Origin of the sequence: Sulfurimonas sp. RIFOXYD2_FULL_34_21 (genome assembly GCF_001830805.1) — a bacterium.
Classification (GTDB): domain Bacteria; phylum Campylobacterota; class Campylobacteria; order Campylobacterales; family Sulfurimonadaceae; genus Sulfurimonas.
This window is the reverse complement of the sequence record NZ_MICH01000006.1, coordinates 212,095-224,443: the sequence shown is the minus strand read 5'-3', so window position 1 is coordinate 224,443 and position 12,349 is coordinate 212,095. Positions and strand designations below refer to the sequence as shown.

Genomic DNA, 12,349 nt, shown 5'->3' with positions numbered 1-12,349 from the left:
TAAAATAATTTCGCGATTATATCTAAAATGAAGTGAGGAAATGCTTATATAAGATGCCCTTGTTTCTTTACCTATTTTAAAGAATATTTTTATGATTTACTGATAAAATGAAGTTGTTACATATCTTAAATTATAATTCATCATACAATGAGTTAGCAGGAGTTTCTATGTTACCAAAACTTATCGTTATTACAGATTTACAGCATTTTAAATTATTTGAGACAAAAAAAGACCCTCTTGGTAGGGAATCTTTGGAGCTTATTGGGAGCGTTGAGAGTTCGGATACTCACAAAAGATTGAGCGAAAAAGTCTCTGACCAACACGGCAATTTTAAAAGCGTGGGCGGCAGCGGTGCAGGTGAAGATCATAATCTTGTTTTAGAGTGGGAGCGCAGAAGAGTTAAAGAGATAGGGAAACAGATAGCTGATGCGCTTGAAAAACATACTCATGAAACATGGGGTCTTGCCGCACCAAAGGCGATAAATAACCAAATTGTAGCGCTTTTAAATGACGCTGATAAAAAGAGTATGAAGAAAAATCTTCACTTGGATCTTATAAAAACTTCAAATGATAAATTATTGGAATATTTTTCAAACGAAAAAGGCATGTAATCTGTACTAAAAAAGAGGCAAACACGTTTTATAACTGTTTTGTCTCTTTTTTTTCTGCAATAGCAAAAAGATAGGAATTTATAAAGTTAAAATAGTTACTTATTTCAGGCGGCAACATGTCATGATGATAATAGTTTTTAGTATTGCTTAGTTTATTGTATTCAACATGTTTTATGAAATTATAACTCTCGACAAGTTCCGTAAACGGTAAAAATACAAAGTTAAAATAGGAGTCTCCTATTTTTACGGTTTTGGCTATATCTGTGAGTCTCTTGCTTTGTTCAAGCTCTTTTGCTATATCTTTAAGAGAATGAAAAATAATCATAACAACAGGCACATGATAACGCTTTATATTATATGTTAAGTATTCCAAAGAGGGTTGCAGTTCTTTAACTAGAATTTTTACCGTTTCTATCTGAGAGAGTTTAGTATTTAAAAATACTTTTTTTTCTTCAATCAAACTAATTCTCCTATTTATTTAAATACCTGTAATTCTCTTTTTTATATTGATTTTGTCTTCATACATGTTGTTATCGGCAGATTCAATTACATCAGAAAGAGAGTCTCCTTTTTTAAACTTGCAAATACCGAATGAGAAGCTTACCTTAAACGAAGACTCTTTTACTACTAAATGTTTTTTGATAACATCTTCTCTTATTTTGTTTATTTTTGAAGATGCTTCCTCTGCCGTAGTCGAATCGCTAAAAATAATCATAAACTCATCTCCGCCGTATCTAACTACACTCTCTTTTGTTTTTTGGAGCTGGCTTGCGATGTAGATTAAAACTTTATCGCCTATAATATGCCCGTAAGTGTCGTTTATTATTTTAAAATAGTTTAAATCGATAATAGCAAGAGTGCCGGAGTTTTTAAAGTTTTGCGAATCATCTTCTAAGCAATAGTCATGAAGCCATTTTCTGTTATACGTACTTGTAAGTTCATCTTTATAGACAGATTTTTTTAGTCTCTCTATTTCGCGTTGAAGTTCTTGTGTCTCTTTTAAAACTTCTTGAAGTGTTGCTTCATTTTTGTCTTTTATAGCTAAAAGGGCTTTGTCCGTGCTGTCGCTTAGTTTTTTTGCATTTTTTGATGTTGACTCTTGTAAATTTGTAAAAAGTGCTATTTTTTGGCTCAAGAGGTAATCTGTTATTTTATTGTCTTCGCTTATATTTGCATTATGCGATGATGCAAATTTCGAAAATATATCAGTATAAATAACGGGTGTCACGATATTTATATTTCCAATACTATCTTTAGTTTCATTGGATATTACTTGTAACATTTTTTCATCGACTTCTTGCATAGAACACTCTTCGTTTATAGTTTTTTGTAAGACCATTATAGCCGTTTTTACCTTATATTTTCAATTAAGTCTAATAGAGATACAATAATTCATAGTTAATAAAATAAAAAAAAGGATTAATATGCCAAATACAAAAGAGAATTTAGAGGTTGCTTTTAGCGGAGAGAGCGGAGCATATCAAAAGTACAGTGCATTTGCAAAACAAGCACAAAAAGACGGATTTACTAATATTGCTAAACTTTTTCGCACAACAGCAGAAGCTGAGAAAATTCATGCAGAGGGTCATTTAAAAGCTATGGATAAAGTCGGCTCAACTCTTGAAAATCTTGAAGCGGCAATCGGCGGAGAGACTTATGAATTTGAGGACATGTACCCGCCGATGTACGAGCAGGCAGTAGCAGAAAACCACAAAGCAAAAAAGATGTTCGGTTATGCGCTTGAAGCCGAGAAAGTACATGCCGAGCTTTATAAAAAAGCGCTAGAAGCCGTAAAAGATGGAAAAGATATAGATGAGGTAGGAATTTATCTCTGTCCGATATGCGGTTATATCGAACTTGGAGAACCGACACAAAACTGTCCTGTTTGCGGAGTTAAACCCTCTGTGTTTGTTCAAATATAGGTTTTTAGTTTTTTACTTTAACCTCCAAAACGTTAGTTGATTACCCTCATCTGCGGTAATTAACTCGTTAGACATGTAAAAATCTATTTTGATTACGGTTTTTTTATGCCCTTTTAGCAGATGAGTCTCTTCAAGGGTATTTGTGTCGATAATAGAAATTTCGTCATTATCGTTTTTTGTAAAAGCTGCTTTTGTCGCATCCGGATTTAATGCAACACTTTGAATGAAAAAATCCCCTTTTGTCATTTTATATTGAAGAGGTGTTTTATAAAGGATTACACGTTTATCTTTTCCTCCGCTAAGAAGCAGACTGTTTTTATAATCAATTGAAAAAATATCTCTTTTGTTTGCCTCTTCATATTTTTCCATTACCTTGCCGCTGTTAATTTCAATTTTGTTGATTTGCGGTGTTTCATCGGCGCTAAAGAGATACTTTTTATCTTCACTTAACACTAAGTCTGAGAAACTTCCCAAGCCAAGCTGTTTTTTGTATATAAATCTCTTGTTTTTTATATCAAAAAGCATTAGTTCATTGCCCATAGTGTTTATAATAACTCTATCTTTATCTAAAAATTTTACTTTCTGTAAACTGATATGTTGGGCATTTTCTATCAGTTTGGTTAACTTTTTATTCTCATAAATATATAGTTCTCCCCATGTATTTAACTCTCTTGTTAAAAAAGCAACTCTGTCGTCCAGATAATCAACGCTGATTATTAAGATACCGTTCTCATCACCTAAAATATTTTTCTGCTTTTTTAGAGTTATCTTATCGACAAACTGCTCTTTTTCTAAATCATAAATATCTACGATTCCCTCTTCCGTGCCTATAATTAACATGTTATCTGCTTTAGCAAAGTCAGATACGGAATCGCTTGCTTTGAGATATTTGTATGGTTTTATATCTTTTGCAGAAATATTTGCTAAAAATAAAAATATAACAAGTATAACTATCTTCATAATTTCCCCTTTAGCTGTTTTGCTAAGCCTACAACAGATACTTTAAATGCATCGTTATCACAAACTTCTATGCATCGCCCGCATTTAATACATGTAGCCCCTGTTATGATATGACTCTCTTTGCCTACCATCTCCAGTATATCAACTTCAGGACATGCTTTAAAACACTCCATTGAGAGTAAGCATTTATCTTTATCATGTACGACTTTGATAAGAGAGTATTTTCCTATAAGTGCATTAAATCCGCCAAGAGGGCAGATATGTCCGCACCATCCGTACTTTTGAGAAAAAAGATCAAAAAGAAAGATAGTTACTAAAAATGTCCAGCCAAAACCAAAACCAAATATTATGCCTCTATGCGCTATGCCGATAGGGCTTATCATCTCAAATGCCGCCAATGAGAATATAAAAGAGAGAAGTAAGCTAATTACTATTATCCAGTAACGAATATTACGACTAAATGAGATTTCACTCTCTTTTTCTTGCAAATTTAACTTTTTTCGTAAATCTGAAGCACTCTCCGTTACTATATTTACGGGACATACCCAAGAGCAGAAAAATCGACCGCCGATAATACCGTAAAAAAACAAAACGACTAAAACTCCAAAGAGTATATCAACGGATACAACTGCTCCTGCAAAAAACATCTGAAGCGAGGCAAACGGGTCGGAAAGCGGTATAAAGCCAAAAACAATAGAACTGCTTAAATCGCCTGACACGATACTCCAGCCATACGCATTTGCTCCGAAATAAGCAGTAAGTATCGCTATCTGAACCAATCTGCGAGATAAAAAAAATCTATGTTTATATAAAAAATTATTCATCATAAACCCCTTTTAAAATTCCATCAACATCATTAACGTTTTCAATTGCACTTCTTTGATTTCTTGGTGTTTTATCTAGCGTTATATCTTTTGTAGTACCTGATAATCTATCTTCATCTTTTTGCTCCCATCCGACAATGTAGTGAGACCCTATATCTCCTTTGGACAGAGATAGCGGAAGAACTTTTATAGAAGCTATTTTTGTCGGACACGCATGTTCACACGCCCCGCATCCCGTACAATAATCAGGATTGACTACAGGTTTTAAAAAGGCATGCATATCGGTACGAGGATTTCGCTCATTATGCAGTACAATAGCCGTATCGGCAAGAGGACATGCACGAATACACATAGTGCATTGTAGTCCTAAGTAAGCTAAGCAAGTCTGTGTATTAATTGTTGCAAGTCCCATTCTAGCACTAAATATAGATAGTTTTTTATCAACGGTTAGAGATTTTATATCAAGCACTTTGGTTGGACAAGCTGACGCACATGGAATGTCGGGGCATAAGCGACACTCATTTTCTCTTGGGGTAAAGTAGGGAGTACCGATAGAGATTTTATCGGATATAGTCGATAACTTTAAAACATCAAAAGGACATGCCTGCACACACATTCCACAACGAATACATGTTGAGACAAACTCCTCTTCACTAATCGCACCCGGTGGTCTTAAAATCAGACTATTGGCCTGTGACTGTGAAAGGTAGGCACTCCATGCAACTATCCCAAATGCACCGTATCCCAAACCTTTCAACAGTTTTTGTAAAATAAATCTTCTGCTAGGATTGTTAATAGTATCCATTTTACACCTCTTAAATATCATTATAGTCTTAATTTTTTAAACTTAAATTTAAAAATAGTATTAGTTTTAATTATATTTATTGTAAGTGAAAATACGAGATAAAATAGAGTGAAGCTTATAATAGTATAATCTCATTCTCAAAATTTTTACAGGAGTTGATTTGCCACTTTCGCGTCTAAATGAAGAACAATATGCCGCAGCGACTTCTACATGTAAAGAAAATCTAATAATTGCCTCGGCAGGAACCGGTAAAACCTCGACAATAGTCGGGCGTATCGGATATCTACTCTCTTCTGGCGTACATCCGCAGGAAATTTTGCTTCTTACCTTCACAAACAAAGCCGCCGCAGAGATGGTGCAAAGAGTCGCAGACTTTTTCGGCAAAGATATAGCTTCAAAGATAGATGCCGGAACTTTCCATGCGGTTAGTTACAGATGGCTCAAAAAACATGATAAAAAAGTTGTACTAAAACAGCAGCGAGAGTTAAAAACTCTCTTTAGAAGTGTTTTTGAAAAGCGTTCATTCTCTCATATCGGCGCTGAGATAACCCCTTATGGCGGAAACTATCTTTATGATGTTTACTCTTTTTATCAAAATACCGAGATGCATAATAATTTTGAAGATTGGGTAAAAAATAAATACCCTGAACACGAACTCTTTGCGATGATTTATGCAGATATAGTTGATGAGTTTGAGAGTTTAAAAAAAGAGTACGGTTTTGTAAATTTTAACGATTTGCTTTTAAATTTTAGAGAGATGTGCAAAAGTAAAGATTTGGGTTACAAGGAAGTGCTTGTCGATGAGTATCAAGACACAAACGCACTTCAAGGCACGCTCATAGATGCTATGAATCCTCCATCGCTTTTTTGTGTCGGAGATTATGACCAGAGTATATATGCTTTTAACGGTGCGGATATTTCCATAATCGGCTCATTTTCTACAAAGTTTCCGAGTGCGAAAGTGCATACTCTTACAAAAAACTACCGCTCAACCGTTCCTATACTTTCACTTGCTTCAAAAGTTATAGAGCATAACGAGAGAATCTATCCAAAAAAGCTTGAAGTAACTAGAGGACACGACTCAAAGCCTCCTGTTTTGCTTGCTTATGATGAGCTTTTTGACCAGTATCATGATATAGCTTTTAAGATAAGTAATTCGCAAACGCAAAGAGATGATATAGCCGTAATCTTTAGAAACAACTCCTCTGCTGACGGCATAGAGGTAGGACTTCGTGAACTCGGCATTACATGTAAAAGAAAAGGCGGAACAAGCTTTTTTGATTCACGCGAGGTAAAAGCCGTTTTAGATTTTTATACACTGCTCGTAAACGAGTCGGATATGATGGCATTTATACATCTTTTTGAGTTTGCCAGAGGAATCGGTAGCGCAATGGCAAAAGAGCTATATATAGCTCTTAAAACACTCGGTCACGGAAGTATGTTTTATGGGCTTTATGCGCCTGATGAGTCTATAAATAATCCCTTTGAGAAGAGAAAACTAAACCAGCAGTTAGGACTTTTTGATGATTTTTTAGAGCTTGGAAGTGTGGGCAAGTTTGCCAAACTCGGTTTTGAAGATAAGTTTATGAAAAATTCTATCTTGAAACATCCAAAACTTACAAAAGACAGTGCCGCTTTTTTGCATGATTTTTATCTTCTGTTTCGTGATTTAAAGGGTGTAAAACAGCCTAGAGTTATAGTTGAGAAGATTGCAAAATCTGCTGTTTATAAGTACATGTCGGATGTATTGGCAAGTAAAAGAGCAACTTTAAAAGACGGCACGATAGATGAGAAACAAAAAGCCGACTCACTTTCTAAAATAGCAAGAAAAATGGTTCTTTTAGAGGAACTCTCAAAACCATACAGCGAACATGACAGGTTTTTAAATGCTATGGTTTTAGGTTCTTCTGATTTGACTCAAGGCGAGGGCGTAAACCTGCTTAGTGTTCATGCTTCAAAAGGTTTGGAGTACAAGGAAGTTTATATAGTTGATTTGATGGACGGACGATTTCCAAACAGAAAACTTATGCAGCGCGGCGGCTCACTAGATGAAGAGCGAAGACTATTTTACGTGGCGGTCACAAGAGCAAAAGATATACTCTATCTTAGTTATGCAAAGTACGACAAAATCAAAAAACTAAACTTCCTGCCTTCTCAGTTCTTATATGAAGCGGGACTTGTTCCAAAGGATGAGGCTTTTAGGGCAATGGTTTTAAAAGAAGAAGGCAAAGATGATTCTTCTGCAACTAATGGTTGATTCTTTACGGATAGAACTCCATCTTGTTCGATGCTGAGTTTTGTTGTGTGTATCACCCTTGAATATCTATCTCACCTAGCAATCTATCAAAGTCACTCTTATATGATTTATCTTGAATTACTTTGTATTTTTCAAATTCACTTATTGCAAACTCTTTTGCAATTACGGCTGTAACTTTTCCTGCGTTTTGTAAAATATCTCGTTCATTAAATTGTAAAAAAGCATTTAACTTTTGACTCCAATCTTTCATCGTCATTGGAATATTTCTCTCAGCTTGGTCTTCTGCATAATCAAGGTACATGGTTACTATTCTATCAAGTGATTTTATTTCATCTTGAGATAGATAATTTTTAGCTACGGTTACATCTGATTTTAAGATTTTCCCATTTGGTGCTTTTTTCCAGTTTGTAAGCCCCATAAACTTTTTTTTGTGGTTTGCTCTCCCAACTATAAGTTCAGAAGCTGTATGTCCGTGAATAGCCCAATGCAGTTTATTTTGTACCGTTGCAAAAAATTCTTGTGTTGTTGGAGCTTGGAAGTCATAATCCATAGCAGTTGCATATATATCTGTTATTTGTTGATAAAAGTTTCGCTCACTCTCTCTTATGTCTCTTATTTCTAATATTAAATCTTTATAGTACTGAGGATTTAAATAGCTACCGTTTTTTAATCTTTCATTATCTAGTACATAACCACGCGTTGCAAATGTTTTTAAAACCTCAGTTGCCCATCTTCTAAATTCTGTGGCTTTGTTTGAGTTTATTCTATATCCAAGTGAAATGATGACTTCTAAATTGTAGTGTTTTGTATTGTAGTTTTTACCGTCACTGGCAGTTATTAGGAATTTCCTAATAACTGAACTCTCCTCTAATTCATGGGTTTTAAATATATTTTTTAGGTGTTCATTTATGGTTGCTACATGTACATCAAAAAGTTTTGCTATAAGTTTTTGAGTAAGCCATACTGTTTCATCTTCAACTCTTACTTCTATAGTATCTTGCCCACTGGTAGTAGTGAAAATTAAAAATTCTGCTGTTGAGTTTCTTATTGTTAGGTTTCTATTCATTGTCTATTTCCATTTTATAGGCTTTTGTTATCACATATTTAGATTGACATTCTTTACATGTATATAAATATTTATCATTTTTCAATTTATAACTAGCAACATGCATTTCATTTCCACAATTACATTCAATAATTGCTTCATGAAGTTTAGTCATATATTCATTTTCTTTTTTTTCTTTTATGATATATTCTGCTTTACAATTAGGATTAAAACAGCTAATAATATCTCCAACTTTTATGCTATCCGCATTTCTTATAAACTCTTGGTTACATCCTTTTTCGCTACATTTAAATTTGTTTACTTTAGCCATAGTCGAATAAACTTCATTATCTAAATATGGTTTTATTTCTTCTGTAAGTTTTACAAGATAAGTATGTAAGTCTGATTTATTGTTTATTTCTTTAATGGGAACATGTAAATATGAACCTAATTTATGATAGCAATTTTTTATAAAACTTGATGTAATCTCATTTTGAATAATCTTTTTATGTAATTCATGATTATCCATTGTAAATTTTATATCAATATTTTTATTAATTGTCGAACAAGGTTCAAGCTCTTCTAGCATAGTCATTACTTGTGCAGGTCGCCATTGTGAGGTTATAGAATCAGAAATTCTATCTTTATATGCTTTTATTTTTTGATATGTTAATGCTTCTAAACATTGTCTTAGTTCTAAACAAGCATATTTATCCGTAGATATTGAATTGATTTTAAGTTGCTCTAGAGCATTATTTAAATGTGTTTTTGCTAATTTATTCATCTTTTGTTTTTTCTTGAAATATTTTAACGCAATCTCTACATTGATACCTTTGTACTTGATAGCCTTTTCTTTGTCTTATATCTTTTTTATGAATATTTTTTCCTTGACAAAATGGACATTTAACATCTTTAAGCCAAGCTTCACGCTCAAAGTTTACTACTCTTTCTTTTTTTGTGCTTCTTTCAATGTTTTTTTCTTTTATTTTAGGTGTCAATAAATATTTTTTTATTATTTCTAATAAATCATTAAATTTACTTTTTTTCCATAAAATATCTGTCATTTTTAACAAACCATATCTATATTCATATTTCAATGATAAAGTTTCATAATCATAATATGAAATTTTATACCAATCTGGGATTTTAATGTGCATAAGTGATGCATTATTAATATAATTCATCCCAAATTCTAGTCCAGCACCTTTAACAATCCAATTGTTACGATTTATATGATTTACTTTTGTTATAAAATTAATTTCTTTTAAGGTTGCATTGAATTTACGCGTATCAATATCAGTTTTGCTTAATTTTAATAATTCTTGCGTGGTGCCATACTGTTTTAAACTTTCATCTTGTAATTTTAAATACTTTTGATATTGTTGATACAATAAAAATACATTAGTTTTCTTTTCTGCATTTTTCAATTCTACAGCTCTTCCAAGAATTGTATTATTGGATAAATGAGTAATATTTTTATTCATGAAAAATGGAAGAGAATATTCGAATTGGTTAGCAAGTAAGTAACCGTCTTCCCATGTCTTATTAATTTTTAATTGTTCATCATCAAGTTCACTACAATATTTTTTCATATCAAATAATGCCAAAAAATCGGTGCATTCATAATATTTATCTTCAAAAAAAGTTTTTAGTTCATCATTAAAAAAATATTTAGATGATTTATTTTTATGAATTATTGCAAGATTATTATTGTACTCCCCATAATAACTTGTATAGCTTGAATAAAAATTAGATTCAATATCAATATTAATTCTAGATATATCTTCACAATCTAATCTAATGAACATCAATTTATGATATTTTTTTGAAAAAATGTGTACACCTTTTTTATGTTTTGAAATATAAATAATAAAAGAATTTAAAATGATAAGTTCATTAAACCAATATAAATCAACACCATCTCGGCTATCTCTGCATGAAATTATTTTATCTTTAAATATTTTTAAACTATCAGGTACTTTTATATCTTTTACACAATAATCTTCATATTCAAAATCATATTTTGGATAAACTTCTAAAACATCAAATGATGCAATGATGTGTCGGCATAATCTTCTAATATCATTTTTATTATAGTGTTTTCTATTATAGTTCCAGTCGGAACAATTACAAGATAAATTTTCAATATTTATTTTGTAATTTTCAATATCAACTTCTCTCTTATCATAGTGTTTTATGATGAATCCAAAACCAAAATCTTGATAATAGCCTCTATCATGAGTTGTTTTTTTAATTTCTTCATCAACGTTTATATTGCTTAATGTCTCATAGGCTTTATTTAATTTTTGAAATTGTTCAGTTGTATCAAAATCTTTATTTTTATCAGGATGTAATTCATGAGCTTTTTTACGATATGCTTTTTTTATTTCATCTTGGGTTGCATTCGTATTTATCTCTAATAATAAATAATATTCTGAATTAATCATTATGGAATTACCCCAATTTTACTTTGTTTGCTAGTGTATCAAAAGTTAATCTGGATACATAACGGGTATTAAGCCCGCGCCCCCGTTATCCGGTCGCGTAGCGAGCGGATAACTCTTTATTCAACAAACATTATATATCAAACAGCTTGATATTTACTAAATAAACGAACACAAAAAATGTTAATTTAAATGAGATAAATTTATTTTTTAGGTATAGGATAGTGCTCAATTACATAGTCTATATCTTTATCGCCTCTGCCGCTTAGATTTACTAAAATGGACTCTTTTGGATTCTCTTTTGCGTACTTCATGGCAAATGCTACCGCATGAGCAGATTCAAGGGCAGGGATGATTCCTTCATGTTGAGAGAGTTTGTAAAAAGCATCAACAGCTTCATCATCACTGCAAAGTCCTATATTTGTTCTTCCTATACTGTTTAAGTAAGCATGTTCGGGACCGACTGAAGGGTAATCAATTCCGCTTCCAATTGAGTGAACAGGTGCAGGGTTACCGTCTTTGTCTTTTAGCATGATAGAGTTAAACCCGTGCATAACTCCCTCGCTTCCGTAAGTCAGACTTGCACTATGCTCACCCAGCTCACAGCCTTTACCTGCCGGCTCGACCGCATAAAGTTTTACGCTATCTTCGATAAACGCGCTGAAAATTCCCATAGCGTTACTTCCGCCGCCAACACATGCCGTTATCATATCAGGAAGTTTGCCCGTCATCTCTAAAAACTGCTCTTTAGCTTCGATGCCCACTACGCTTTGAAAATCCCTCACCATCTTTGGAAAAGGGTGCGGACCTACTACCGAGCCTATTGCAAAAAGCTGATTGTCCGTATCTGCAAGGTACGCTTCAAATGCGCTGTCAACTGCTTCTTTTAGAGTTTTGAGTCCGTGAGTAGCAGGAACTACTTTAGCACCTAGTATTTGCATTCTTACGACATTTGGATGCTCTTTGGCAATATCAACTTCTCCCATGTGGATTTCACACTCCAGCCCAAAATATGCCGCGGCTGTTGCAAGTGCCACACCGTGCTGACCTGCACCCGTTTCTGCTATTAGTTTCTTTTTGCCCAACTGTTTTGCTAAAAGTCCTTCAGCCATACAGTGGTTTAGTTTATGTGCACCCGTGTGGTTTAGGTCTTCACGTTTAAGATAAATTTGTCCGCCTCCGATAAAGTTGGACAAGTTCTTACAGTAAGTTATAGGTGTCGGTCTTCCTTGATAATGTTTTCTAATTTTTTTAAGTTCATCTATAAAGTCGAACGATTTTGAGAGCTTGTCATAAGCTTCGTTTATTTCTCTAAAAGGCTCTTCAAGCTGAGGTGGGATAAAAGCCCCTCCAAACTTTCCAAAAAAGCCTTTCTCATCAGGCATAGATTCCAGATATGGTTTTTTCATGCAAATATCCTTTTTTGCTAAATTGTAGCGACTAAGAGATAAAAACTCTTGTAATTGTGATACATTTTGTTA

General features: G+C 33.3%; 12 protein-coding genes. 3 read left to right on the top strand and 9 right to left on the bottom strand.

All coding sequences use genetic code 11. The features are described 5' to 3' along the window. The first annotated feature begins 167 nt into the window (after positions 1-167). Complete coding sequence (locus A2530_RS04700; protein ID WP_294886097.1) at positions 168-611, top strand: host attachment protein; 444 nt, start codon at positions 168-170, stop codon at positions 609-611. A 28-nt stretch (positions 612-639) separates the two neighbouring features. Here the strand turns inward: A2530_RS04700 and A2530_RS04695 are convergent, their stop codons facing one another. Further along, positions 640-1,071, bottom strand: a complete 432-nt coding sequence (locus A2530_RS04695; RefSeq protein ID WP_294886095.1) for a hypothetical protein — start codon at positions 1,069-1,071, stop codon at positions 640-642. Positions 1,072-1,089: 18 nt separating this feature from the next. Beyond that, the gene (locus A2530_RS04690; RefSeq protein WP_294886093.1) at positions 1,090-1,950 is read right to left on the bottom strand and encodes a GGDEF domain-containing protein; all 861 of its coding nucleotides are present in this window, start codon (positions 1,948-1,950) and stop codon (positions 1,090-1,092) included. An 85-nt stretch (positions 1,951-2,035) separates the two neighbouring features. Here A2530_RS04690 and A2530_RS04685 point away from each other — a divergent pair, with 85 nt between their 5' ends. Then, positions 2,036-2,533, top strand: a complete 498-nt coding sequence (locus A2530_RS04685; RefSeq protein ID WP_294886092.1) for a rubrerythrin family protein — start codon at positions 2,036-2,038, stop codon at positions 2,531-2,533. 12 nt (positions 2,534-2,545) lie between these two features. Here the strand turns inward: A2530_RS04685 and A2530_RS04680 are convergent, their stop codons facing one another. The 3 genes from A2530_RS04680 to napG are packed head-to-tail and all read right to left on the bottom strand — an operon-like array spanning position 2,546 to position 5,122. Further along, positions 2,546-3,493 carry a hypothetical protein gene (locus A2530_RS04680; RefSeq protein WP_294886091.1) on the bottom strand — a complete coding sequence of 316 codons (948 nt, stop codon included), beginning with the start codon at positions 3,491-3,493 and terminating at the stop codon, positions 2,546-2,548. After that, positions 3,490-4,317 carry a quinol dehydrogenase ferredoxin subunit NapH gene (gene napH / locus A2530_RS04675; RefSeq protein WP_294886089.1) on the bottom strand — a complete coding sequence of 276 codons (828 nt, stop codon included), beginning with the start codon at positions 4,315-4,317 and terminating at the stop codon, positions 3,490-3,492. Before napH ends, A2530_RS04680 begins: the two co-directional genes overlap by 4 nt. Beyond that, a complete protein-coding gene (gene napG / locus A2530_RS04670; RefSeq protein ID WP_294886088.1) occupies positions 4,310-5,122 on the bottom strand; it encodes a ferredoxin-type protein NapG in 813 nt (270 codons plus the stop codon). The genes napH and napG overlap by 8 nt, the downstream gene beginning before the upstream one ends. 160 nt (positions 5,123-5,282) lie before the next feature. Between napG and A2530_RS04665 the strand changes: the two genes are divergently transcribed. Beyond that, complete coding sequence (locus A2530_RS04665) at positions 5,283-7,379, top strand: ATP-dependent helicase (RefSeq protein WP_294886086.1); 2,097 nt, start codon at positions 5,283-5,285, stop codon at positions 7,377-7,379. 52 nt (positions 7,380-7,431) lie between these two features. Here A2530_RS04665 and A2530_RS04660 read toward each other — a convergent pair whose 3' ends face one another. The 4 genes from A2530_RS04660 to trpB all read right to left on the bottom strand — a co-directional run bounded on the left by A2530_RS04660 (position 7,432) and on the right by trpB (position 12,277). Further along, positions 7,432-8,445 carry a virulence RhuM family protein gene (locus A2530_RS04660; RefSeq protein ID WP_294886084.1) on the bottom strand — a complete coding sequence of 338 codons (1,014 nt, stop codon included), beginning with the start codon at positions 8,443-8,445 and terminating at the stop codon, positions 7,432-7,434. Continuing rightward, positions 8,438-9,208, bottom strand: coding sequence for a hypothetical protein (locus tag A2530_RS04655; protein ID WP_294886082.1), 771 nt, complete (start codon positions 9,206-9,208; stop codon positions 8,438-8,440). Before A2530_RS04655 ends, A2530_RS04660 begins: the two co-directional genes overlap by 8 nt. Continuing rightward, positions 9,201-10,871, bottom strand: a complete 1,671-nt coding sequence (locus tag A2530_RS04650) for a DnaJ domain-containing protein (RefSeq protein ID WP_294886080.1) — start codon at positions 10,869-10,871, stop codon at positions 9,201-9,203. The genes A2530_RS04655 and A2530_RS04650 overlap by 8 nt, the downstream gene beginning before the upstream one ends. A 200-nt stretch (positions 10,872-11,071) precedes the next feature. Next, the gene (gene trpB / locus A2530_RS04645) at positions 11,072-12,277 is read right to left on the bottom strand and encodes a tryptophan synthase subunit beta (RefSeq protein WP_294886078.1); all 1,206 of its coding nucleotides are present in this window, start codon (positions 12,275-12,277) and stop codon (positions 11,072-11,074) included. Positions 12,278-12,349: the final 72 nt, after the last annotated feature.